Raw genomic sequence first — 23,590 nt, 5'->3', positions numbered from 1 at the left:
CTAGAAAACGCGAAAATCCCGGATCAGTTCAGCGCGCTGGCCAGCATCGATGGCTCGGCGTTCCCGCCGGACAAAACCGCAAGCACAACCCTACCTCTGACGTCCACCTTGCCAGCTAACAAGGCCGCAAGGCACACGGCACCGCCTGGCTCGACCACAAGCTTCAATTCGCGAAACGCGAACGCCACCGCTGCCAAGACCTCATCATCGCTGACCGACAATCCTTGAACGTGATTGGCCATGTTGATGGGAAAGGTCAGTTCGCCGGGCGATTGCGTCAGGATCGCATCGCAGATGGAACTGGCTTCGGGGTCGTTTATCTCACGCTTGCCGCTGGCAAAAGACCGCACCGTATCGTCAAACCCCTCCGGCTCCACGGCATAGAGCGTACTCCACGGATAGGCATCACGCCAGACGGTTGAAACGCCGGCGCACAATCCCCCACCACCGCAACAGACCAGACCGATATCGGCCTCCAGCCCGAGAGCATTCAGCTGATCAACGGCTTCCAAACCAAGCGTGCCCTGCCCTGCCATAACGTGAACATCATCATAGGGATGCACAAAGGCTGCGCCCGTTCGCTCCACAATCTCCTGTGCAAGGATGTTGCGATCGTATCGCACACGGTCGTAGGGCACGACCGTCGCGCCTAGCCTCTCCACCCGCTCGCGTTTGATAGCAGGCGCGTTCGACGGCATCACGATGGTCGCCGGGATGCCAAACAGTTGAGCGGCTTGCGCAATCCCTTGAGCGTGATTGCCAGACGAGACGGCAACAACGCCATGGCGACGTTCATCCGCGCTCATGGCGGCCAGTGCGTTGTAGGCCCCACGAAATTTGAACGAGCCAGTTCGCTGAAGGGTCTCGCATTTCAGAAAAACCTGCCCGCCGACAAGGTCATCCAAAACGCCATTGGAGATCAGAGGAGTAAGAACCGTTTCGCCCGCAATCCGACCTCTGGCCTCTTTAATGTCGGCAAGGCCGAAAGATGGGGCTTCAATGGTCATAATCCGGCACGCTCCAATCGGCCTTCAATGGGTAAAGATGCTGAAAAAACGCCTTGGCGCTTTCATGCCAGCTGTAGTTTTGGGCGAACGCCGCACAGTCCTCGCGTTTCAGTGTCAGCGCTGCCAACGCCGCATCCCGCAGATCGTTGGAAAGCACGCCAACCTTGGCGTCCGTCACGACATCTTTCGGACCTGTGACGGGAAAGGCGGCCACCGGCAATCCTGAGGCCAAAGCCTCCAGCAAGACGATCCCAAACGTGTCGGTGAGGCTTGGGAAGACGAACACATCGCTGCCAGCATAGTACTGCGCCAGATCCTCGCCAAGTTGTGGCCCAACAAACACCGCGTCGTTGTGTTTCGCCTTCAAGCTTTCAAGCGCTGGCCCGCCGCCGACGATCAGCTTGGTGCCCGGAAGGTCAAGGTCAAGAAATGCCTCAAGGTTCTTTTCCACCGCGACCCGGCCAACATAGACGAAGATGGGACCGGGATAGGGCAGCTTCACGGCAGGCCGCGGATAAAACCGCTCCAGATCTACCCCGCGCGACCACCGCACCAAATTGTTGAACCCGCGCCCGCGCAGCTCCTCTTCCAGGCTCGGTGTTGCCACCATCACGCCCGTCGCCGCGTTGTGAAAACGACGCATGAACGCGTAACTCCAACTTTGCGGGATCGGCGCGCGCGCCGCCACATATTCGGGAAACCGTGTGTGATAGCTGGTGGTGAACCCCAGCCCATGCTTGATGCAGAAACGCCGCGCCACAGTGCCCAACGGCCCTTCAGTGGCGATATGGATGGCGCGCGGTTCCTCAGCGCGGATCGCGCGGCGAATGGAGCGCGGATGCGCCAATGCCAGCCGAATTTCCGGGTAACTCGGCATTGCCATGGTACGAAATCGAGCCGGCCCCAAGACCTGCAGATCAACGCCGAATTTCGGCGCCTCTTTCACCATCCATTCGATGGTGCGCACGACACCATTGATCTGCGGATGCCAAGCATCCGACACGATCAATGCCCGTGCGGGATTGGAAGCGTTGAACTCAAACATCGGTGTGCAAATTGGTCGCCTGCGGCTTAGGCAGCTTCAGATTGGTCGTCAGACTTACGCGAAGCGGCGGCCTGCGGATCGAAGGCGAGCACCTGAGCAGGATCATCGGCGACATTTTCAGCAACCGCCTTAGCGGCGCGCAGTTCCTCTTCGCCATAGGCGCTCAAACGGGTCCATTTGATCAGCTCAAATGACCCGTCTTCGTTTTCAGCAACCGCTGTGCAACTTTCCACCCAGTCGCCCGTGTTGACGTAATGCACATCGCCAACGTCCTGCATGGTTGCATGGTGGATATGTCCGCAAATCACGCCATCAACATCAGCCTTGCTGGCCTCATGGCTCAAGGTTTCCTCATACCGACCGATGAAGGACACGGCGTTTTTCACCTTGTTCTTAGCCCAGGCCGAGAGCGACCAATAGTCAAAGCCCATGCGCCGGCGCACAAGGTTCACATAGATGTTCGTCCAGAGCGCAAAATTGTAAGCCCAGTCGCCGAGGAAGGCGAGCCATTTGGCGTGACGCACAACCACATCGTATTGGTCGCCATGAACGACCAAAAAGCGTCGACCATCGGCCGCCTCGTGGACGGCAGAATCAACAATCTCAATGCCACCCATCTGCATGCCGAGATAATCGCGCAGGAACTCATCGTGATTGCCCGGCAAATAGACGATGCGCGAGCCCTTACGCCCTTTGCGCAACAGCTTCTGCACCACGTCATTATGGGCCTGCGGCCAATGCCAACGCTTTTTCAACCGCCATCCATCGACGATGTCGCCGACCAGATAGATGGTCTCCGCGTCGTGAAAACGCATGAAATCAAGCAGCAGATGCGCCTGGCAGCCACGTGAACCAAGATGAACATCGGAAAGAAACAGCGTGCGGAACGTTTTTGGCTCGGGCACGCCAGCCGCGTCCTTGGAGAACGCGTCCTTCGAAGAAGACTGCGTGCCAGCTCTGAAATCCGACGTTCCGGGTCGATTGCCCATCCTGCAATCCCTTCTTGCGCTCCGCGTCACAAACACATTCACGAAGGCGGTCAAAGCGCGGCGCCCCAATACATTCAGGGCATCGCTGGCAGGTACATAGGACGTTCCCATGTCCAAAGCCAGTAGGCACTCTACCTGCGGAGACTTACGGGGATTCTGTTGTCACTTTTGTGACACGTAAGCCACCACCGACCTTGACCAATGGGCGTAAAAGTCGCCATCAACGCCGACCAAATCAACAGAAAGACTGAGTTTTATGGACCTTCAGATCGCTGGAAAATGGGCCATCGTGGGCGCGTCTAGCCGCGGCTTGGGCCTTGGTTGCGCCAAGGCGCTGGCCGAAGCCGGATGCAACCTCGTCATCAACGGCCGCGACACGGCAAAGCTTGAGAGCGAGGCCGAAGCCCTTGGGGCTTTGGGCGCGCCGGAAGTGATCGTGGTCGCCAAGGACATCGGCACCAAAGAGGGTCAGGACGCGCTGTTTGCCGCCTGTCCGAACCCCGACATTCTGGTCAACAACAATGGCGGTCCACCGCTGAAGCCATTCGAAGCTTTAGACGCCGATGCGATCATGGCTGGCGTTGAGCAGAACATGATCACGCCGATCATGCTCATTCAGCGTGCCCTGCCCGGCATGAAGGAGCGCGGGTTCGGGCGGATCGTCAACATCACATCTTCGTCGGTATTGGCGCCGATCCCGGGCCTCGATGTATCCTCTGGCGCGCGCGCCGGGTTGACCGCCTTCGTTGCTGGTGTCGCCAAGAACGCTGCCGAGCACAATGTCACGATCAACAACATCCTGCCCGGCAAAATGGACACTGACCGGCTGCGCGGCAATCTGGAAGCGCTGGCCAAGCGCACCGGCAAAAGCGTGGAAGACGCCAAGGCCGGTTCCATTGCCTCGATTCCGGCCAAACGTTTCGGCACCGCCGATGAATTTGGCGCTGCCTGCGCCTTCCTGTGCTCGGGCCATGCAGGCTACATCACAGGCCAAAATCTTTTGATGGATGGCGGACTTCTTGGCCGGGCTTTTTGACGTTATAAGGCCAGCGGGAAGAGTTACTCCATCACCGCCGCTTTGAGGATACACACCATCGTGGCGCGGCCCTTTTGGCAGCCCGCGGTTTCCAGGCACCGAACCGTATGCGGGCGATCACACCGATAGCGCACTGTGCCGCCGGTTTCGACGCGGCGTGTCTCTTGCCCAGCGATGACTTCAAACGTGCCAGAAAGCACCGATAGGCACTCGATCGACCCGCGCTGGTGACCTTCGGATTCAAGAACCGCGCCGGCCTCGGCTGCAACATCATACCATTGCAGCCATTCCACCGTTTTCGACCAGCCGATGATGGTGAGCTGCATCTTGCCGTCTTCCGACGTCAGCACCGGCATATCGTTGGGTGGGATATCTTCCACGAAATCAGCGTCGTGGGCGGCCGACAAAACCCGGTCGATCGACACATCCAGTGCCTGAGACAGCCGCCAGATCGTCGCGAGTGTCGGGTTGGTCTCATTGCGCTCGATTTGGCTGATGATCGATTTGGCAACGCCCGATTGTTCCGAAAGCTCCGACAGCGACAGATTGTAGGCCTTGCGCAGCCGTTGGATCGTCTTGCCGAGCTGACCGGAGAACGCCAACGCGTCGGCTTCGCTTTGCGCGTTACGCGGGGATTTGTCGGCCATGGCAAGACTCACTGGATCAGAACCGTTGATCAGCTTGGCGTGCGCGCTTTCAAGGCTGCTTCACGCGATATGCCGATCTGATGTTCGCGGTAGATCACAAACAGCCCTGCTCCGACAACCAGCACCGATCCAGCAAGCACGGCAAGTCCAGGCACCTCATCGAACAGGACGTAGCCGACGATGAGCGCAAAGATCATGGCCGTGTAGTCAAATGGCGCGACCACAGAAGCGGGCGCAAGGCGGAAACTGTGGGTCAGCAGGATCTGACCAATACCGCCCAGAAGACCAAGGCCAATCAACAAAGCCCACGTCGTTGCATCGGGCATCACCCATCCAAAGGGTAGCGTGGCCAATGCGAAAACGCTGGTGATTGCAGAAAAGTAAAAGACGACGGCGGTGGTGGATTCCGACTTGATGAGCTGGCGCACATAGACCTGCGCCAAGGCCATAAACCCGGCTGATGCAAGGGCGAGCATCGCCCCGAGCGAGCGGGTTTCATCCTCCAAGGTGCCGACAAGTCCAAGGTTGGGCGAAAGAATGATCAGAACACCGACAAAGCCAACGATAACCGCTGACCAACGGTACAATCTTACCACTTCGCCCAAAATCACGACCGCAAGCGCCGTCGTGATCAGCGGCTGAGCAAAACTGATCGCGGTCGCATCGGGTAGAGGCAGCCGGGAAAGCGCCATGAACCAGAGCGTCATCGCGCTTGCACCGATGATCGCGCGACCGACATGACCCAGCGGCCGTTTGGTGGCCAAAGCCGACGACCAAGTGTGCTGGTACTGGATCATGATCACCAACGGGATCAGGCCGAAAAACGCCCGCGCGAACACGATCTGACCCACCGGTACGCTGTCACCGAGCACTTTCACCCCTGTCACCATGAAGGTGAAGGCGAGAACGGAAAGCAGCTTGAAACCGATACCGGCGAGGGGCACGAGGACGTCCGATGTTCGAGGAATGGGTTCTTCTGGCAGGATTCCTCGATCGACACCACCACCGCGACCGCATGCCTCCCATGCACGGCACCTGTTCACCGCATCCGCCATCGGTTGAACTTTCCACTGGCAGGTCGCGTTGAGCCTCTCTAACCTAGGGTCCGGTTGCGATGCCTCGTAAGCGCGCCCACTGCCCCCCAATTCGCCCGCCCGGGCGCCTGCCAAAGGTCCTTCATGTCCCTGCTTGCCTCGCTCACGCACACCACGCGCTACAGCTATGACCGTCCGGTCACGCTCGGTCCGCAGCTCATTCGCCTGCGCCCTGCCCCGCATACCCGCTCGCGCATTCCCTCTTATGCGCTGACGATCAAACCCGAAGGTCATTTCATCAACTGGCAGCAGGACCCGCACGGCAACTGGGCTGCCCGTGTCGTCTTTCCCGAGCCGGTGATGGAGTTCTCTATTGAAGTCGATTTGCTCGCCGATATGGCGATCATCAACCCGTTCGATTTCTTTGTCGAGCCCGAGAGCGAGGAACTACCGGTCGTCTACAATGAGCGCCTGAAGCGCGACCTGATGGCCTATTCACAAGTCGAACCGCAGGGCGATCTGTTTGATTCATTTTTGCAAGGCATCGACGCAAGCCCTCAAAACACAACAACTTTTCTTGTTGGCTTGAATCAAAAGGTGAGCGACGCCGTCGAATACATCATCCGTATGGAACCAGGCGTCCAGACACCCGAAGATACACTGAAAATCGGCCGAGGGTCCTGCCGGGATAGCGCATGGTTGATGGTCCATCTGTTGCGCCATCTCGGCTTTGCGGCGCGTTTCACCTCTGGCTATCTGATCCAGCTGAAACCGGACGAAAAGGCACTGGATGGTCCGGCCGGCACCGACCATGATTTCACCGATCTGCACGCCTGGACAGAGGTCTACATCCCCGGCGCCGGCTGGATCGGCCTTGACCCAACCTCAGGCCTGCTCTGCGGAGAAAGCCACATCCCGCTCGCTGGCACACCGCATTATGAGGGCGCAGCGCCGATCGAAGGCGCCGCCAGCGCTGCCAATGTCGATTTTCATTTTGACATGCAGATTGGTCGCGTCGATGAGCGTCCGCGCGTCACAGCCCCGATTGCCGACGAAGCATGGGAAACGCTGCTGTCCGTCGGTGATCAGGTCGATGAGGCCCTGCAGGCGGAAGATGTGCGCCTCACCATGGGTGGCGAGCCAACCTTCATATCCATCGATGATCTGGAGGGCGAGGAATGGAACACCTCCGCCGTCGGCCCGACGAAACGCAAGCTCGCCGATGAACTCACCCACCGGCTGGCCGACAAATTCGCGCCGGGCGGTTTCCTGCATTACGGTCAAGGCAAATGGTATCCGGGCGAAAGCCTGCCGCGCTGGAATTTTGCGATCTATTGGCGCACTGACGGCAAGCCGATCTGGGAAGATCGCGCCCTTTTCGCGCGCGAGCCATTGGAAGGCGAAACACCGGATACCGCCATTGCCAAGGAGGATGGCCCAAAAGCCGCTGAAGAGCTGGCCTTGGCGATCGCCGAGCGACTTGGGGCAGACTCATCCCATCTCATGGCCGCCTTCGAGGACACGGCGGCTTGGCTCTCCAAGGAAGCGGCCTTGCCGGACAATGTCACACCGGAAAACGCAAAGCTGGCAAGCACCGAAGACCGCGCCCGTATCGCCCGCGTTTTTGATCGCGGTCTGACAGTGCCAACCGGATACGTCCTTCCCATCGCGCGCCACGATGATCTGGAATCCGATCAACGTTGGGTGTCGGAGGCCTGGACGCTGCGCCGCAAACATTTGTTCCTGGTCCCCGGCGATTCCCCGGTCGGCTACCGCCTGCCGCTGGACTCCCTACCCCATTTGGAACCGGAAGACTTTCCGTACATCGAACCGGAAGACCCGCTCGCTGACAAACCGCCTCTGTCCGAGCCTGCTGACATTCGCGCCCGCGTGAGTGGTCCCAAAACCGGCACGCCGGAACCGCACAAACAGCATGTGCGTACTGCACTCACCATCGAACCGCGCGAAGGCAAGCTCTGCGCCTTCATGCCGCCGACCAAGACGGTCGAAGATTATCTGGAATTGGTCACGGCCATCCAAGAAGCGGCTATGGAAACCGGCCACCCGATCCAAATCGAGGGCTATCACCCACCCGCCGACCCTCGCATCAGCGTTATCAAGGTCGCACCTGACCCCGGTGTCATTGAGGTGAATGTGCACCCGGCCTCGTCCTGGCGCGACAGCGTCGAGATTACCGAAACGGTGTATGAGGAAGCACGTCAGACCCGCCTTGGCACCAACAAGTACATGGTCGATGGCCGCCACACGGGCTCCGGTGGTGGCAATCATGTGGTTGTCGGCGCGTCGAAAGCGCCCGACAGCCCGTTCCTGCGTCGCCCGGATCTGCTCAAGAGCATCATCACCTATTGGCAGCGCCACCCCTCGCTTTCCTACCTGTTTTCCGGCCTTTTCCTCGGTCCGACCAGCCAGGCTCCGCGGGTCGATGAAGCGCGCCATGACACGCTCTATGAGCTTGAAATCGCGATGGCGCAGGTCCCCCATCCCGGTGAGGGCGAAACGCCGGCTCCTTGGTTGGTCGACCGCTTGTTTCGCGATCTTTTGACCGACGTCACCGGCAACACCCACCGCGCGGAAATCTGCATCGACAAGCTCTATTCGCCCGACGGTCCGACCGGGCGCCTGGGGCTGGTGGAGTTTCGTTCCTTTGAGATGCCGCCCTCGGCACGCATGAGCCTGGCCCAGCAGCTTCTCATCCGCGCCATCATCCTGATGGTCTGGCGCGATCCGCAAACGCCGCCGCTTGCCCGCTGGGGCACGGCGCTGCACGACCGGTTCATGCTCGGCGCCTTCCTTTGGGAGGATTTCCTCTCGGTTATCGGCGACCTGCAACAGGCGGGCTTCGCTTTCGATCCGGACTGGTACCGCGCGCAATACGAGTTCCGCTTTCCCCATTTCGGGGGCCATCGATCACAATGGCGTCTCGCTGGCCATTCGCGGCGCTCTGGAGCCCTGGCATGTACTGGGTGAGGACGGCGTCGCCGGCGGCATGTCGCGTTACGTCGATAGCTCCGTTGAGCGCATCCAGGTGGAAGTCACCGGCTACAATCCGGCCCGCCACGCCATCACCTGCAACAATCGCCTCGTTCCGGTGCACGCGACCGGATCAGGCACCCACGCTGGCGGCGTGCGCTACAAGGCCTGGCAGCCTTGGCGCGGCCTGCACCCGACAATTCCGGTCCACGCACCCCTCACCTTCGACATCATCGACCGCTGGAATGGCCGCGCGCTTGGCGGTTGCCGCTACCATGTCGGCCACCCCGGCGGGCGTAACTATGAAACCCCGCCGGTCAACGCCTATGAGGCTGAAGCCCGTCGTCTGGCGCGCTTTGAAGCCATGGGACACACGCCTGGGGCGGTCAAAGTGAAAGAGGAAAAGGCCAACTCCTATTTTCCCTATACGCTGGATCTGCGCACGCCTGCGCCGGACGAAACGCGATAGGTCACGATGGAAAGGCCTGCGCCAGCACAGCTAACGCCTGCCCAAGGCGGCCTTCTCGATGGCTATGCGCCATTGCCGGAAGCCTTTGACGAATGCGTTGATGATACCGGCGCGGTTCGGCCAGCCTGGCGCGACGCCATCGATCTTTGGAGCCGCCAATCGGACGTCGACAAAAGCGCACGGCGACAAGCCGCCGACCGCTATCTGCGCGACAATGGCGTCGCCCACCGCGTCTATGGCGATGATCGCAGCGTGGAACGTCCCTGGCCGTTGAGCCACCTCCCGCTGGTGATCGGCGCTGACGAATGGCAAACCCTGGAACGCGGGCTTATTCAGCGCGCCAATCTGCTGGAACGCGTGCTGGCCGATCTTTACGGCCCGCAAAGGTTGGTTCGCGAGGGCCATATCCCCGCCTCGCTGATTGCCGGCGCCCCTGGCTTCCTGCGCCCGCTGGTCGGCGCCCTGCCGAAGGGCGGCCACCATTTGCATTACATCGCCGTGGAGCTGGGCCGTGGCCCCTATGGCCGGTGGTGGGTGCTCGGCGACCGAACACAGGCCCCATCGGGTGCCGGCTACGCCTTGGAAAACCGGCTGGCGACCAGCCGTGCCAACGGCCGGGACCTCAGCAGCTTGCGCGTGGTTCGGCTGGCGCGTTTTTTTCAGCGTTTTCGCGAGGCATTGGGAAGCATGAAAGGTGTCGACGCATCGCGTGTCGGCCTGTTGACGCCCGGACCGTACAACGAAACCTATTACGAACAGGCATTTCTGGCGCGCTATCTGGGGTTCTTGCTGCTGGAAGGCGGCGATCTCATCATGCGCGACGAAAAGCTGTTCGTGCGCACAGTGCGTGGGTTGAAACAAATCGATGTGCTGTGGCGCCGCGTTGACGCTGATTTCTGCGATCCCCTGGAACTTCGCGCAGAATCTCGCCTAGGCGTGCCTGGCCTTGTTCACGTGGTACAATCCGGTGGGCTTACCTGCATAAACTCGCTGGGCGCAGGGCTGTTGGAAAGCCGGGCCTTCATGGCCTTCTTGCCGAAACTGGCGAACCATCTGCTTGGCGAAAATCTGCACCTACCCAACATCGCCACCTGGTGGCGCGGTGATCCTGCGATGCGCGCCAAGGCAGACCAGGCCCATGGTGACACGGTCTGTTTGAACGCCTTTGGGACCAGCCTTCCGATGGACGGCACGCTGTTTACTGGCCAAGGCGAAATGCCGCTGCGCGAAGAAGAAAGCGTCAGCCAAGAAAGCGTGCGCCTTTCTACCATGCCAACCCTTCCAGCATCCGGCGATGGACCGCTTGTGCCCCGTCCCTTCAGCCTGCGGGTCTTTTTGGCGCGCACCGCCGATGGTTGGACGGTTATGCCCGGCGGGTTCTGCCGGGTCGCCGAAAGCGACGACACGCGCGCCCTTTCCATGCAGGATGGCAGTCGCTCCTGCGATGTCTGGGTGCAATCGGATGCGCCGGTCAGGCCCGTCACGCTGCTTCCGAAACCCGGCAAACGATCGGTCCGCCGGGTTCCGGGCACCCTTCCCGCCCGCGCCGCCGACAATCTGTTCTGGCTCGGCCGCTACACCGAACGCGCGCAGCTTGCCCTGCGCCTCACCCGCGCTTGCCTGGAACGTCGCGCTGACAGCACTACCGATCAGGATGCCCTCTTGCACGCCATCGAGGACCAACTCGGCCACTGGTGTGTGGACGCCAAAACCACACCGACGCTTTTTGCCGATCAGCTTCTGCCCATCCTGAACGATGCCCACCGTACGGCCTCGGCCATACGGGACAGGTTCTCGCCCGACGCCTGGCAGACGCTCAACCGTTTCATGGTGCGGGCGAGCACCGACGCCTTCGCCCGTCTCAGCGCGCCGGAACAAATCGACGAGGCGCTTTCCATGCTGGCCGCCTTCGCTGGCCTCGTCGGTGAAAACATGATCCGCCTGTCAGGTTGGCGGTTCTTGGAAATCGGGCGAAGGCTGGAACGGGCCATCGGCACCTGCCAACTGACCCAACACTTTGCCAATGCACCCTCGTCAGCTGACCAGCCGCTGCCGGGCGCCTTTGATTTGCTCCTGGAAATCGCCGACAGCGTGATGAGCTATCGCCAGCGCTATTCGATCACCACCGACCGCAACACGGTTGTCGATCTGGTGGTCCTTGATCCCAACAATCCACGCTCCGTCGGCTTTCAGCTCGACAAGATTAACCTACACATCAACGAGATCATTGATCATCAGGCCTTCGATGCCCAGACCGACCTGCAACGGCTGGCCTTTTCCATGTGGAGCACCATTCACACGCTGCGCGTCGAGCAACTCGATGGGGGCTACCTCGTCACACTGCAAAGCAGCCTTGCGACATTGTCCGAAGCCATCAGCCAGACCTTCATCGCACCCGGTGAAGTCGGCCGATCCATCTCAGCATGAAAAGGTACGCGATCACATCGGTGAGCGCTTATCGCTATTCTGCGCCGGCAAGCCACAGCTATCACCTCACCCGGTTGATGCCAGCGGAAAGCCATGACCAGAAAGTGTTGCAATCAGGCGTCGAGGTCACGCCGTCACCGGCGCACACGGGCACGCAGAGCGACTTCTTCGGCAACACCGTCCAATGGTTCAGTCTCGACCAGGCGCATGAGAAAATCAGTTTCACAATGCGGGCGACCGTCGAGGTTGAACGATCAACGCCTCTCTTAGCACCGACGATCAGTTGGGAAGATGCTGCCGCCAGCGCACTGAAAGTCGCAAGCTTGGACCCACAGAGCCCGGCGCATTTTCTGCGGGCGACCTCCCACACGGTGGCCGATGCGCCGCTGCGGATCTTTGCAACACGGTTTTTTCATCTCGGCGCGCCACTTGATGACGCGATGCTCGCGATGAGCAAAGCGATCCAGAACGAGTTGCGCTATGATGGCAAGGCCACAACCGTCGAGACCACCGCAGGCGCAGCGTTCGCCGCCGGCGCAGGGGTCTGTCAGGATTTCGCGCACATCATGATCGCCGCCTGCCGCAACACTGGCATCCCGGCGCGCTATATAAGTGGCTACATCCGCACCGACCCACCGCCAGGCCAACCACGATTGGAAGGCGCCGACGCCATGCACGCCTGGGTGTCCGTCTGGATGGGCCCGAACGCCGGGTGGATGGATTTTGACCCAACCAATGGCTGCCGGGTCGGCGAGGACCACATCGTCGTGGCGGTGGGGCGTGATTATCAGGACACGCCACCGGTGCGCGGTGAAGTTGTCGGTGGCGGCGAGCAAAGCCACACGGTGTCAGTGGATGTCGTTGAGCACAGCTAAGCAGGCTCAGGCGCATCGCCGATCACGACATCGGCGCGCGTCCCGCATAGCGCCAAATGGACCATCAGCCGCGTAGTCACCGGCCGCTGCGCACCTAGGCTTTGGCTGACCTCGATCACAGACTCAACGACACTCATCGGCAACGGGTCTTTCGACTTCAAAAGAGCGGATTCGCGCTCCCCAGCAAGCCGTGCGATGACCCGTGTGCGTCGGGTCACCTGCTCGGCAAAGCCGTAAGCCTTAAGCGTGCCTTCGATCGAGCCAGCCTTACGCAAAGCATCATTGAGATGCGGGAAAAATCTTGTCGGCATCCAGATCGTCGCCAAAGCCAGCGGCGAGCCATCAGCGCCAAGGATTAATTCGACCTCATGCACCTGGTCAGTTGGCACAAGGTCGAGATCCTGGCCCATTCGGGTTCCAGCCTCCACCTTGCGATGGCGCACAAATGCGCTGGTGAGCTCTTCGACGTTGAGCCAGTTGGTATCGGACAGCGGGCTGTTGGTGTTCACGCGGTACTGGGCTTTGATACCGGCGGTGATGAAGGTGCCGCGCCCCTGCGTGGTCGCCACCAGGCCGTCGCGAGCAAGCTCAGCAAGGGCACGACGCACGGTGTGCCGATTAACCCGAAAATGCGCCGCCAATTCCAACTCGATAGGCAGTTTCGCACCGGCGGGCCACTCGCCCGTTTCAATGGGATCGCGCAGCGTTTCCACAATGGACCGCCAGACCGAGCCTTGTTCTCGTGGGCCCTGCCGGGGTTGCACCGGAAGTCGCGGCAACGGAACCGTCAAAGTGACGGGTGGCGGCGCGGGCGGGCTGATGGCTTTGATCGGCGAGCGTGACATTGATAGCCGAGGCTGGAGACGGGTGGCGTGGAAAAATAGCCTAATGGGCAGAGCGCCAAAAGAAAACGGACCGGGCGACGTTAGCCACCCGGTCCGAACTATCGAAGTTGGCCGAAACAGACGTTCAGTCGGAAACCTTAGTGTCCGTTCGCGTCGGGGATCAGCACCGAGTCGATGACATGGATCACGCCATTGTCCGCATGAATGTCGGCGGACACGACGTTGGCACCATCGACAGTCACAGAGCCGTGAGACTTGGTGACGCGCAGCGTGTCAGCAGTGTTGAGCGTGCGAACTGGAATCGTGCGGCCCGGCAGGTCGGTCGAGCGCAGCTCGCGCGGCAGTACGTGATAGGTCAGGATCGCGACGAGCTGATCGCGGTTTTCTTCAAGCAGGAGCGAGTCGACCGTGCCTTCTGGCAATGCAGCGAAGGCTTCATCGGTAGGCGCGAACACGGTGATGTTGTCGGTTGTTGCCAGTGCATCGGCAAGGCCAGCCGCGGTGGCAGCGGCAAGCAAAGTGTTGAAAATACCTGCTTCTGAGGCGGTTTCAACGACATTGGCAGCCTGGGCGCCAGACGCGATCATGGTGGTGCCAGCAAGGGCGAGGATCAGTTTACGCATAGAGTGTGTCTCCCTAGACAACGATTGTTGGTGAGCTCGGCATGACGGTCATGGTGAGCGGGTCATGTCGTCAGCACCCCGATTGTCCCGCGCCTTTTGGAAGACACGACCATGCTGTTGACGAGAGGCGTACGCCACCAACCGACAATCGGTTTGCGACATCACGCGCCTGTGAACGTGCGTGATCGCCCGCTGACAATTGTCAGTGCCAGGACAAAGTCGCGCGCTAGGTTCCGGTCCGCTCATCAGATGCTAGGAGAAGGACCAGAACGATGGACAATGTTGAGACGCTGCTGAAGGGAACCGTGGAGGAGCTCGACAAGCTGCTCAATGCGAAGAACGTTCTCGGCGATCCGATTGAGCGCGAGGGCGCCACCGTAATCCCCATCGTCAGCTACGGATTTGGATTTGGCGCCGGCGGCAACACCGGCGGTAAAACAGGAACCGGTGGTGGCACGGGTGGCGGTGGCGGCATCAAGCCGCTTGGCGCGATCATCTTCGATAAGGACGGCGCTCGCGTGGAATCCGTGCGAGGAGCGGTCTCCAACGTTGCCGAATTGGTTGCCGACACGGCCGCGCGCGCCATTCGACTTCAGGAAGAACGCAAGTCAGACTCCGGCGCCAAGAGCTAGCGGCTGGCAAATGATCGCGGTCGCGCTCTGGGTTCTGGTCGCGCTGGCAGCGGCAATTCTCGTTATTGTGTCGCTGCCAGTGCACCTCATCGCTCATGCCGAGAGCGAGCCGCATCTTTTGCTGACCGTGCGGGCATCGCTTGGGAACGGGCTGGTTCCAGCGTTTCCCGTTTATCGCAGCGATGCTCCATCCGAGAAAAAGAAAGCAAAGAAGGCCAAAAGGAAGCGAGACAAGGCGACAAAACGCGAGGACAAACCGGGTCGCAAACTGGATTGGATGCGGGCCATCCCAAATCTACTGAAAGACCTCAAAAAGGAAATCGCGATCGAGCACTTTCGAGCGCACGCGATTGTCGGGCTCGGCGATCCTGCCGACACCGGCGCCCTTTTCGGACAGTTGGCGCCTTGGCGATACGGACTGGGCAACTGGACCGGCTGCCATCTGGAGCTGCAGCCTGATTTTGACCAAGCCCGGTTGGCCGGTCAGCTCGACCTGACGGTGAAGGTCACGCCCATCCGCCTGCTTCCGCCGCTCGTCAGGTTTGGCCTCGATCTTTGGAGACCGAAAGGCGCACGCAATGACGATCAGCTTGCAGTTCGGACCCAAGCTTAACGGGCAACGCGTCGCCGTTTTGGTCGAAACCAAGCGCGCGACCACCAATTGTTTCAAGGGGTTAGGCATTTGGCTATCGAAGAAACCGCTGGCCATCTTGATCGATGACGCCGGCAGTGTGTCCGTTACCGATATGTCCGGCGCGCCAATGGATACCGACATGATCGAACAGCTCTGCCCGGGCGCCTTGGTTGCGTTTAAAGAGAGCGCAGAGCCTACCCCCTCCACGACTGGACCCTAAGGCCGCCAGCCGATATTCAATCGGGCAATGAAAAAGCCGCATCCATGCACCGCTGTGCAGGTGGATGAACGGTGTTGGCGAGGGGGAAAAAGAAACGTGCTCCATGACGATCGGCTCTTTCCCGTGGAGCAAAGAACCCGCGCCATCGCCCGCGAGCTTTATAGCTCGGTCAAAGACCTGCCCCTGATCTCGCCCCACGGCCACACCGACCCGGCTTGGTTTGCAGAAAACGAGCCCTTTCCCGACCCGGCCCAGCTTTTCGTAGTGCCCGATCATTACGTTTTCCGGATGCTCTATTCACAGGGTGTGTCGCTGGAGAAACTCGGCATTGCGACCGCCGATGGCTCGCCTGTCGAAGCGGATGGGCGGGCGATTTGGCGCACTTTCGCCGAGCACTATCACCTGTTTCGAGGCACTCCGACACGGCTCTGGCTCGACCATGCTTTTTCGGACCTTTTTGGCCTCACGCAGCGCCTAAGTCCGTCAAATGCTGACGCTGTTTACGACCAAATTGCCGACTGTCTGGCTGACGATGCCTATCGCCCCCGCGCGCTCTATGAACGCTTCAATCTGGAGGTGATCGCGACCACCGAAAGTGCCCTCGACCCTCTTGAACATCACAAGGCCATCCAAGCGACCGATTGGTCCGGTAAGGTCATTTCCGCTTACCGTCCCGATGCCGTGATCGACCCGGAGTTTGAAGGCTTTCATTCCAACCTCAAGGCGCTTTCAAGCCTCACGGACGAGGATTGCCTGACTTGGGACGGTTATCTTGAAGCGCATCGCAAACGCCGGGCCTATTTCAAACTGATCGGCACAACCTCGACCGATCATGGCCACCCGACTGCCAGAACTGCTGATCTGTCTGAGGCCGACAAACGCGCGCTTTTCAACCGCGTCACCCTTGGACCGGCCAATGCCGCGGATGCAGAGCTGTTCCGAGCGCAGATGCTGACCGAGATGGCGGTGATGAGTCTCGGTGACGGTCTTGTCATGCAAATCCATGCGGGTTCCCATCGCAACCACAACGGCCCGCTGTTTCAGCGCTTCGGTCGCGACAAGGGGGCCGACATCCCCTCGCCCACCAATTATGTCGATGCGCTGAAGCCTTTGTTGTCCAAGGTCGGCAATGCGCCAGATCTGAAGGTCATCGTCTTCACGCTGGATGAAACCGCCTATTCACGCGAGCTGGCGCCGCTCGCCGGACACTATCCTTGCCTGTTCCTTGGCCCGGCCTGGTGGTTCTTCGACGCGCCGGACGGCATGAAGCGCTACCGCGAACTGGTGACCGAGACAGCCGGCTTCTACAATACCGTCGGCTTCAACGACGACACCCGCGCCTTCCCGTCTATACCGGCCCGCCACGACGTCGCCCGCCGCATCGACTGCGGATTTTTGGCTGAGCGCGTCGCCGACCATCGTCTTGACGAGGACGAAGCCTTCGAGGTTGCACACGATCTTGCCTATGGGCTCGCCAAACGGGCCTACAAGCTATGACCCGCCTGTCCGCGGAAACGCTCAATGCACTGCCACAATCAGTCGAAGCGCCGGCCTATGATCGCCAGGCCGTGACGCTGGGTATCGTCCATCTGGGCATCGGCGCCTTCCACCGGGCCCATATGGCAAGCTATGTCGATGCCTGCCTGCCCGATGATCCGCGCTGGGGTATTTGCGGGGTCAGCCTGCGATCCTCAGCAACCAAAAATGCGCTCGGCCCGCAGGACGGGCTTTACACGCTTGGCGTCCAATCCTCACAAGGACTTACGCCTCGGATTATTGGCGCGGTCAAAGACCTCATCGTCGCCCCGGAAAGCCCTGAAAGCGTGGCCGAGCGTCTGAGTGACCCTGCCATTCGCATTGTTTCCCTGACTGTGACCGAAAAAGGTTACTGCCACGATCCGGCGACCGGACGGCTCAACGCTGACCATCCGGACATCGCGCATGATCTCACAACAGCCAACTTTCCAAGGACGGCCGTCGGATGGTTGGCGCACGGCTTGCTCGCGCGCAAGGCGGCAAGCATCGCGCCGTTTACGATCCTTTCCTGCGATAATTTGCCGTCGAACGGGCAAACGGTACGACAGGTGCTCGCCGACTTCCTGGAACACAAAGCACCGGACGCGGTCGACTGGTTCGCCAGCGAGGTCACCTGCCCGTCAACGATGGTTGACCGCATCGTGCCAGCGACAACGGACGAGGACCGCGTCGCCGTGGATCGCGCCCTTGGCGTGCAAGATGCCTGGCCGGTCATCACGGAGCCGTTCACGCAATTTGTCGTTGAAGACCATTTCACCCTCGGTCGGCCCAACTGGGAAGCGCACGGCGTAACGATGGCCGAGGACGTCGAACCCTTTGAAAGAATGAAGCTTCGCATGCTCAATGGCAGCCATTCGACGCTGGCCTATCTCGGGTACCTTGCAGGCGATGAGACCGTGGCCGATACGATGGCCGACCCGTCCTTTAAACGCTTGATCGGCGACCTTATGACCGAGGAAATCAAGCCGACGCTGTCTATGCCGCCGGAGGTCGATCTGATCGCCTATCGCGACGCGCTGCTTGAGCGATTTTCCAACGCGGCGCTGAAACATCGCACTTGGCAGATCGCCATGGATGGTTCGCAGAAATTGCCACAACGCCTGCTCGGCACCATTCGCGACCGCCTCGATTCAGGCCAGTCGTTTGACCGTCTGGCGCTCGGTGTTGCCGCCTGGATGCGCTACGCCTTGGGTGCCGACGAGCAGGGTAACGCGATCGACGTTCGTGACCCGATGGCCGATGATTTTGCCAAGATACCCTCGACCAATGCCGTTGAGACCGTTCAGGCATTCCTAGGCATTATGCAGATTTTCGGAACTGACCTACCCAACGAACCAGCATTCGTGCGCACGGTGACCGACAAGTTCGCGCAGCTGCAACAGGACGGCGCGCGGGCGACGATCTCCGCGCATGCATCTGACAGTTGAAGAATGGTGGGTGGCCAGGGGTTCGAACCCTGGACCGTTCGATTAAGAGTCGAATGCTCTACCAGCTGAGCTAGCCACCCAAGGGGGCGTGCAATACGCTCAGCCGCAGGCAAGATCAATAGCCCCGCCGCCAAAGGCATAGGCCGCTTGGCCTATTCCCGTTGTCAGATCGTCCGCCGACTAAGCGCCGAATAGCATCGCGCCACTGACGATCAAGAAAATGAACCAAAAACAGATCTCTAGAAAGTGCTCGGGTTCCATCTGACTGGCCCTGCCTTGCTCTATCGTCCGGTCCTTTGCGTTCGCCGTTTGGTGCCGCTGCTATGAAAAACTCCTGGGCCTAGGACCGCACGAGGCCCCTCCTGCGTCGCACGCGAATGTCTCACGGGAACTGACGGCATGCATGGTCCCGCCGATCCTGCGATCTGGCAAGGTGACGGCGGACACAACCACGTGAACGGCACGCTAACCCTATAGCTAGGCCATGCTCGTGCGGAAAATAGGGCAAAAAAGAAAGGGCGCCAAAGAGGTGCCCTCAATTGTCAGCTCGCCTGGAGCACGTCCACAGGCGGGCGCTCGCGGCGCATGGCCAACTTGTTGAGCGCCGACACATAAGCCTTCGCGGAGGCCACAAGCGTGTCGGCGTCGGCGGAACGACCGGTGACAATGCTGCCACCCTCTTCCAAACGCACGGACACTTCGGCCTGCGCGTCCGTGCCCTCGGTCACGGCGTGCACCTGGTAAAGCGACAAGCTCGCCTCATGCGGCATCAACAGCTTGATGGCGTTGAAAACCGCATCGACAGGACCGGTCCCTGTCGCCTCGCGGGTGTCGTGCACCCCATCGATGTCCATGGTCAAAATGGCTTTCTGCGGCCCGCCGGTCCCAGCAATCACGGTCAGAGCCAACACATGGTTACGCTCGCGGCTTTCGGTGATTTCGGTTTCCACCAGCGCCTCAATGTCTTCGTCATAGACATGCTTTTTGCGGTCGGCGAGGTCCTTGAAACGGTTGAAGGCATCCTCAAAGGCGTTGTCGCCCAGCTCAAAGCCCAGCGAGACCAGCTTCTCTTTGAACGCATGGCGGCCTGAATGTTTGCCCATCACCAAGCTTGTCTCACGCACGCCGACGTCTTCCGGGCGCATGATTTCATAGGTCTCGGCGTTTTTCAGCATGCCGTCCTGGTGAATACCGGACTCATGGGCGAAAGCGTTCTTGCCGACGATCGCCTTGTTGTACTGAACCGGAAAACCGGAAACCGCCGCCACCAGCTTGGAGGCGCGCGTCAGGAACGTTGGATCAACCGCAGAGGCATAAGGCAGCGCGTCACCGCGGGTGCGGATCGCCATCACGATCTCTTCCAGCGCCGCGTTGCCCGCGCGCTCACCCAGGCCATTGATTGTGCATTCCACCTGGCGGGCACCGCCAGCTACGCCAGCCAGCGAGTTGGCGACCGCCATGCCCAGATCATCATGGCAGTGGACGGAGAAGACCGCTTTGTCGGCATCCGGCAGACGGGCGCGGATGTCCTCAAACATCTTTTTGTATTCTTCCGGCGTCGCGTACCCGACCGTGTCAGGCAGGTTGATCGTCGTTGCGCCGTTTTTGATGGCCTCATCCACGCACTTGCAGAGAAACTCAATCGGTGTGCGGGTGGCGTCCATCGCCGACCACTCCACATCGTCCACCAAGTTGCGAGCGCGGGCGACAGTGGATTTTACTATTTCCAACACATCGTCTTCGCTCTTGCGCATCTGGTGCGCCAGATGGATCGGCGAAGTGGACACAAAGGTGTGGATGCGGCCACGCTTGGCGAGCTTTACCGCCTCGCCTGCCCGGTCAATGTCGGCGTTGATGGCGCGCGCCAGACCGGCGATGATCGCGCCGTCGGAGCGCTTGGCGATCTCGCTGACCGCTTCAAAATCGCCATTGGAAGCGATCGGAAAACCGGCCTCGATGATATCGACGCCCATCTCTTCAAGCAGTTCGGCGACCTGCAGCTTCTCTTCCAACGTCATCGAAGCGCCGGGCGATTGCTCGCCATCGCGCAGTGTGGTGTCGAAGATGCGTACATAGTCGCGGTGTGATGGATCGATGTCTGACATCGTTGAATCTCCTTGTGCGCTCATTGTCGGCGCAATCTCAAAATGCGGGTTAGCAGCTTTTGAAATCCCCTAGAAGCCCGGCTCTCAAAGAAGAACCGACGGCGCCTAGGGGCAGATAAGGAGGAGGCTGGCCTGATTGAGGCGCGCATCTAGGCGCAGGCGTGTCGCCAGCGTCTCTAGGGTCTGCAAGGAGGATGTGCGCTCACGCATCCGATGGGTCGCCATATCTCGTTCGTTGCACGACAAGGTGCGCCCTGTTGGTTACCCAGTCGTTAACGGTGATGCAAGAGCGCCGAACGACCAAGCTGTGATCAAAGCGAAAGCGTGCCCTCGGCGACACACACCGCATTGCCGCCAAGACGGGCGGCAGACAGGTCGCCAGCGGCATCCATTTCCAACTCAAGCTCGATTTGTGAGGGCCGGCCCATGGCGAAGCCCTGCTCGATCACCAACCGATGGCGTCCTTCCATCGGTGCATCGAACTTGACGATAGCACCAGCGAGCGACGACACGCCCGACCCGGTTGCCGGATCCTCGCGTACCGCTCCGCCGACTGGCCACATCATCCGCGCAGCAAAGGCACTGTCAGCGCCCACCGTTTCACGGGTGTACATATAGACGCTGTCGTGACCCCGACCGCCAGCGAAAAGTTGGGCGAACAAAGGGCCATTCGGCTGGACACTGTTCAGCGCCTCCAGATCATGCACCGGCACGCAGAAATAGGGCATGCCACCATCGAAATCAGTCGGCACATGGTTTTCAAAGCCGATCTGCTGCGGTGCCAACCCAAGCGCCAGCGCGACATCATCCTTGTCGGGCGTCCATTCCTTTTCCGTCGGCTTGGTCACCAGATCGAACTCGGCAAAACCGCCATCCCGATCCGATTGCTCGCCATCCACACGGACAGCGGCGCGAATAAGTCCGATCTTTTCTTCCATAAGAACCAACCCGGTCGAAAGCCCATCGGCGATGCTTTCGCGCGCCAAGGCAACAGCAGCACCGATGGTCGGGTGTCCCGCAAAAGGCAGTTCACGATCAGGCGTGTAAATGCGCAAGCGCGCCGTGTGGACGGGGTTCAACGTCGGGACCAGAAACACGGTCTCTGACAGATTGAATTCTTTGGCGACCTTTTGCTGATCGTCATCGGAAAGGTCCGACTGCCGCAAATCGACAACTGCCAGCGGATTGCCCGCCAGCGGCGTGTCGGTGAACACATCGTAGATGCGATAGGGCAGCGGCATGGCAGGGCTCCTTAGAAGAGACAGGAGCCCTGCCCTACGCGTCCGGTGAAGCTTCGGTCAACCGATCGTGCAGCCAACCTCCGCGATGGGTTACTGGATGTAGGGCGAGCGGCAATGGTGATAGCCGCCGCTATAGGCCAGGAACAGGTTAGTGTGAGGGTTGTAAGAGCGAAACCGGTGCGTGCAGTAGTGCAAATGGTGCGACCACAAAGGGCCGGCGCCAAAGGCATAGCGATGGCCGCGATAGGCATAGTGCATCAGTTGCACCGCCTGAACCTCATGCTGGATGACAATCGTTGTGCGGCTTTGCACAACCACGCCACCGGCCAATTGGCCATGGGCCGGGTAATGGCGCATGCCATGGGCCTGCGCGCTGGTTGTCGCCAATCCGGCGCAAATCATCAATGCCAGTGCGGCAAGACCTGCTTTGGCAAACTGTTTCATAGGAAAATGTCCTTAGCTCGAGTGTTGCCGCACTGCTGATCGTCTGCTGTACCAACCCCCGTGATCAACGGATCCAAGGCGACCGGCAGTGCCGGTGATGCCCGGAATAGGCCAGAAACAGGTTGGTATGGTGGTTGTAGGAACGGTAACGCCCGTAGCAATACTGTACGTGTTGCTGCCAGACTTGACCGTGGCCAAAGCGCACCTGCCGACCCTGATAGCGATAGTATTGCGGCTGGTAATATTGCCGATGCACTTGGCTCGACAGAATTGTTGCTGTCACGCCGCCAATGATCAAACCGGCGATCAAGGCGCCGCGCCGATTGTGAGCGTCGGCGGAATCAACCGATACCGCAAACATGGAACCGGCCAGCAGCGTTACGGCCGCTAGTGAAAGAAATCGTTTCATTCCGAAGCTCTCCTCCAAGCTTGATGAACGTGCCCTCCAAGCAAAGCCTAACACACTGTTAACCTTTTGGCGCCCCGTGAAACGCCTTAGGGCCAGGCACCTAGGATTCGGAGAGCAGCGCAGCGCCGTTGCGCAACACCAGAGAAACGCCGAGGATCGCGATCCCGGCGAGGAAGAGCTTGCGAAACATCTCTTCTGAAAGGCGCGTACGCAGCCGCTCGCCGATCGCTAGGCCCACCAACCCCGGCGGGATGCACAAAGCCGACAGAAGCACCAGATCGGGCGTCATGATCGCCTTGATGCCGAAGATCAGTCCGATCGCGGCTGTCGACAGCATGAACAGCAGACCAAGCGCCTGCACAAGTTCATCGCGCGTTAGGCCCAAGGATTGCAAAAACAACCCGCCTGGGATGATGAAAATGCCGGTGACACCGGTCATTAGACCGTTGACGATGCCAAGCAGAAACCCGAACGGCTTTTCCGCCTCTGGGCGAATGGTGATTTGGACGCGCATGGCGCTGATCGCCGCGAACGCCACCGCCAACAGGCCAAGCACCAGCCCGGGATAGGCCTCGTTCACCTGCAGTTGGATCGCTATACCAAACCAGATCAGCCCAATGGCGGGGATGAGAAACGGCCAAAGCCGTTTGAAAAGGGCCACCAAATAGGGCCCGCGAAAGGCCTGGCGGACATTGGTCACCAGGGACGGGCCGACATTGGCGGCGATCGCGGTGGTCAGCGGCATCGTCAGCGCAAGCAGCGAGATGGCAAACAGCGGCATGCCGAAACCGACCACGCCTTTTATGATGCCCGCCAGGAAAAAGATCATCATCGCCAGCGCAACAGTTTCTGGCGCAAGGGCAGCAAAAGCGGACGCAATTTGGTCAAACATGCCCGTCCCTTACGCCGCACTTTTTGTTAGCGCCAGCCAAACCCTTGACCAATGATGAGCCC

At 60.1% G+C, this 23,590-nt stretch carries 20 protein-coding genes, 1 tRNA gene and 1 pseudogene; 9 read left to right on the top strand and 13 right to left on the bottom strand.

From position 1 onward, the window contains the following. Positions 1-23: 23 nt before the first annotated feature. From JJ917_02655 to JJ917_02645, 3 genes are read right to left on the bottom strand one after another with little or no spacing between them, the layout of a single operon-like run. The gene (locus JJ917_02655; protein MBO6697711.1) at positions 24-1,007 is read right to left on the bottom strand and encodes a threonine/serine dehydratase; all 984 of its coding nucleotides are present in this window, start codon (positions 1,005-1,007) and stop codon (positions 24-26) included. Further along, positions 997-2,052: a glycosyltransferase family 1 protein gene (locus tag JJ917_02650; protein MBO6697710.1), complete on the bottom strand. Its 1,056-nt coding sequence runs from the start codon at positions 2,050-2,052 to the stop codon at positions 997-999. Before JJ917_02650 ends, JJ917_02655 begins: the two co-directional genes overlap by 11 nt. Positions 2,053-2,078: 26 nt before the next feature. After that, entirely contained in the window at positions 2,079-3,041 is a 963-nt protein-coding gene (locus JJ917_02645; GenBank protein MBO6697709.1) for a UDP-2,3-diacylglucosamine diphosphatase, read from the bottom strand. A 256-nt stretch (positions 3,042-3,297) separates the two neighbouring features. Here JJ917_02645 and JJ917_02640 point away from each other — a divergent pair, with 256 nt between their 5' ends. Continuing rightward, positions 3,298-4,077, top strand: a complete 780-nt coding sequence (locus tag JJ917_02640; GenBank protein MBO6697708.1) for an SDR family oxidoreductase — start codon at positions 3,298-3,300, stop codon at positions 4,075-4,077. Between the two features lie 23 nt (positions 4,078-4,100). On the opposite strand, the gene JJ917_02635 is transcribed toward JJ917_02640, so the two are convergent. Together JJ917_02635 and JJ917_02630 are read right to left on the bottom strand one after the other, a co-directional pair. Beyond that, entirely contained in the window at positions 4,101-4,724 is a 624-nt protein-coding gene (locus tag JJ917_02635) for a helix-turn-helix transcriptional regulator (GenBank protein ID MBO6697707.1), read from the bottom strand. A gap of 29 nt (positions 4,725-4,753) precedes the next feature. Continuing rightward, positions 4,754-5,779, bottom strand: a complete 1,026-nt coding sequence (locus JJ917_02630; protein MBO6697706.1) for a DMT family transporter — start codon at positions 5,777-5,779, stop codon at positions 4,754-4,756. 123 nt (positions 5,780-5,902) lie between these two features. Here JJ917_02630 and JJ917_02625 point away from each other — a divergent pair. The 3 genes and pseudogenes from JJ917_02625 to JJ917_02615 all read left to right on the top strand — a co-directional run bounded on the left by JJ917_02625 (position 5,903) and on the right by JJ917_02615 (position 12,520). Next, positions 5,903-9,218 (top strand): annotated as a pseudogene (locus JJ917_02625) (transglutaminase family protein). 6 nt (positions 9,219-9,224) lie between these two features. Further along, complete coding sequence (locus JJ917_02620) at positions 9,225-11,645, top strand: circularly permuted type 2 ATP-grasp protein (protein ID MBO6697705.1); 2,421 nt, start codon at positions 9,225-9,227, stop codon at positions 11,643-11,645. After that, complete coding sequence (locus JJ917_02615; GenBank protein ID MBO6697704.1) at positions 11,642-12,520, top strand: transglutaminase family protein; 879 nt, start codon at positions 11,642-11,644, stop codon at positions 12,518-12,520. Before JJ917_02620 ends, JJ917_02615 begins: the two co-directional genes overlap by 4 nt. On the opposite strand, the gene JJ917_02610 is transcribed toward JJ917_02615, so the two are convergent. Both JJ917_02610 and JJ917_02605 read right to left on the bottom strand, forming a co-directional pair. After that, the gene (locus JJ917_02610) at positions 12,517-13,233 is read right to left on the bottom strand and encodes a GntR family transcriptional regulator (GenBank protein ID MBO6697703.1); all 717 of its coding nucleotides are present in this window, start codon (positions 13,231-13,233) and stop codon (positions 12,517-12,519) included. The two genes, JJ917_02615 and JJ917_02610, sit on opposite strands and share 4 nt — an antisense overlap. Before the next feature lie 269 nt (positions 13,234-13,502). Beyond that, the gene (locus JJ917_02605; protein ID MBO6697702.1) at positions 13,503-13,988 is read right to left on the bottom strand and encodes a fasciclin domain-containing protein; all 486 of its coding nucleotides are present in this window, start codon (positions 13,986-13,988) and stop codon (positions 13,503-13,505) included. Positions 13,989-14,260: 272 nt separating this feature from the next. Between JJ917_02605 and JJ917_02600 the strand changes: the two genes are divergently transcribed. The 5 genes from JJ917_02600 to JJ917_02580 are packed head-to-tail and all read left to right on the top strand — an operon-like array spanning position 14,261 to position 18,437. After that, complete coding sequence (locus tag JJ917_02600) at positions 14,261-14,620, top strand: hypothetical protein (protein ID MBO6697701.1); 360 nt, start codon at positions 14,261-14,263, stop codon at positions 14,618-14,620. A gap of 10 nt (positions 14,621-14,630) precedes the next feature. Further along, a complete protein-coding gene (locus JJ917_02595; protein ID MBO6697700.1) occupies positions 14,631-15,233 on the top strand; it encodes a DUF2953 domain-containing protein in 603 nt (200 codons plus the stop codon). Beyond that, positions 15,199-15,474 (top strand): hypothetical protein, encoded by a 276-nt coding sequence (locus JJ917_02590; protein ID MBO6697699.1) that lies wholly within the window; start codon positions 15,199-15,201, stop codon positions 15,472-15,474. Before JJ917_02595 ends, JJ917_02590 begins: the two co-directional genes overlap by 35 nt. 27 nt (positions 15,475-15,501) lie before the next feature. Next, entirely contained in the window at positions 15,502-16,971 is a 1,470-nt protein-coding gene (gene uxaC / locus JJ917_02585; protein ID MBO6697698.1) for a glucuronate isomerase, read from the top strand. Next, positions 16,968-18,437, top strand: coding sequence for a mannitol dehydrogenase family protein (locus tag JJ917_02580; GenBank protein MBO6697697.1), 1,470 nt, complete (start codon positions 16,968-16,970; stop codon positions 18,435-18,437). The genes uxaC and JJ917_02580 overlap by 4 nt, the downstream gene beginning before the upstream one ends. Positions 18,438-18,441: 4 nt before the next feature. Here the strand turns inward: JJ917_02580 and JJ917_02575 are convergent. The 6 genes from JJ917_02575 to JJ917_02550 form a co-directional block, all read right to left on the bottom strand. Further along, positions 18,442-18,517 (bottom strand) — tRNA-Lys (locus JJ917_02575). Positions 18,518-18,979: 462 nt separating this feature from the next. Continuing rightward, a complete protein-coding gene (locus JJ917_02570; protein MBO6697696.1) occupies positions 18,980-20,542 on the bottom strand; it encodes a 2-isopropylmalate synthase in 1,563 nt (520 codons plus the stop codon). A gap of 311 nt (positions 20,543-20,853) precedes the next feature. Further along, positions 20,854-21,783: a PhzF family phenazine biosynthesis protein gene (locus tag JJ917_02565; protein MBO6697695.1), complete on the bottom strand. Its 930-nt coding sequence runs from the start codon at positions 21,781-21,783 to the stop codon at positions 20,854-20,856. Positions 21,784-21,873: 90 nt separating this feature from the next. Then, entirely contained in the window at positions 21,874-22,227 is a 354-nt protein-coding gene (locus JJ917_02560; protein MBO6697694.1) for a BA14K family protein, read from the bottom strand. A gap of 64 nt (positions 22,228-22,291) precedes the next feature. Then, positions 22,292-22,636: a BA14K family protein gene (locus JJ917_02555; GenBank protein MBO6697693.1), complete on the bottom strand. Its 345-nt coding sequence runs from the start codon at positions 22,634-22,636 to the stop codon at positions 22,292-22,294. A 100-nt stretch (positions 22,637-22,736) separates the two neighbouring features. Beyond that, a complete protein-coding gene (locus JJ917_02550) occupies positions 22,737-23,528 on the bottom strand; it encodes a sulfite exporter TauE/SafE family protein (GenBank protein ID MBO6697692.1) in 792 nt (263 codons plus the stop codon). Positions 23,529-23,590: the final 62 nt, after the last annotated feature.

This window comes from Hyphomicrobiales bacterium (assembly GCA_017642935.1).
Lineage (GTDB): Bacteria > Pseudomonadota > Alphaproteobacteria > Rhizobiales > MH13 > MH13.
This window is presented reverse-complemented; position numbering and strand designations above follow the sequence as displayed.

Coding starts and splice junctions, on each gene's coding strand:
- JJ917_02655 (MBO6697711.1), bottom strand. CDS start 1,007: ATGACCATTGAAGCCCCATCTTTCGGCCTTGCCGACATTAAAGAGGCC.
- JJ917_02650 (MBO6697710.1), bottom strand. CDS start 2,052: ATGTTTGAGTTCAACGCTTCCAATCCCGCACGGGCATTGATCGTGTCG.
- JJ917_02645 (MBO6697709.1), bottom strand. CDS start 3,041: ATGGGCAATCGACCCGGAACGTCGGATTTCAGAGCTGGCACGCAGTCT.
- JJ917_02640 (MBO6697708.1), top strand. CDS start 3,298: ATGGACCTTCAGATCGCTGGAAAATGGGCCATCGTGGGCGCGTCTAGC.
- JJ917_02635 (MBO6697707.1), bottom strand. CDS start 4,724: ATGGCCGACAAATCCCCGCGTAACGCGCAAAGCGAAGCCGACGCGTTG.
- JJ917_02630 (MBO6697706.1), bottom strand. CDS start 5,779: ATGGCGGATGCGGTGAACAGGTGCCGTGCATGGGAGGCATGCGGTCGC.
- JJ917_02620 (MBO6697705.1), top strand. CDS start 9,225: ATGGAAAGGCCTGCGCCAGCACAGCTAACGCCTGCCCAAGGCGGCCTT.
- JJ917_02615 (MBO6697704.1), top strand. CDS start 11,642: ATGAAAAGGTACGCGATCACATCGGTGAGCGCTTATCGCTATTCTGCG.
- JJ917_02605 (MBO6697702.1), bottom strand. CDS start 13,988: ATGCGTAAACTGATCCTCGCCCTTGCTGGCACCACCATGATCGCGTCT.
- JJ917_02600 (MBO6697701.1), top strand. CDS start 14,261: ATGGACAATGTTGAGACGCTGCTGAAGGGAACCGTGGAGGAGCTCGAC.
- JJ917_02595 (MBO6697700.1), top strand. CDS start 14,631: ATGATCGCGGTCGCGCTCTGGGTTCTGGTCGCGCTGGCAGCGGCAATT.
- JJ917_02590 (MBO6697699.1), top strand. CDS start 15,199: ATGACGATCAGCTTGCAGTTCGGACCCAAGCTTAACGGGCAACGCGTC.
- uxaC (MBO6697698.1), top strand. CDS start 15,502: ATGAAAAAGCCGCATCCATGCACCGCTGTGCAGGTGGATGAACGGTGT.
- JJ917_02580 (MBO6697697.1), top strand. CDS start 16,968: ATGACCCGCCTGTCCGCGGAAACGCTCAATGCACTGCCACAATCAGTC.
- JJ917_02570 (MBO6697696.1), bottom strand. CDS start 20,542: ATGTCAGACATCGATCCATCACACCGCGACTATGTACGCATCTTCGAC.
- JJ917_02565 (MBO6697695.1), bottom strand. CDS start 21,783: ATGCCGCTGCCCTATCGCATCTACGATGTGTTCACCGACACGCCGCTG.
- JJ917_02560 (MBO6697694.1), bottom strand. CDS start 22,227: ATGAAACAGTTTGCCAAAGCAGGTCTTGCCGCACTGGCATTGATGATT.
- JJ917_02555 (MBO6697693.1), bottom strand. CDS start 22,636: ATGAAACGATTTCTTTCACTAGCGGCCGTAACGCTGCTGGCCGGTTCC.
- JJ917_02550 (MBO6697692.1), bottom strand. CDS start 23,528: ATGTTTGACCAAATTGCGTCCGCTTTTGCTGCCCTTGCGCCAGAAACT.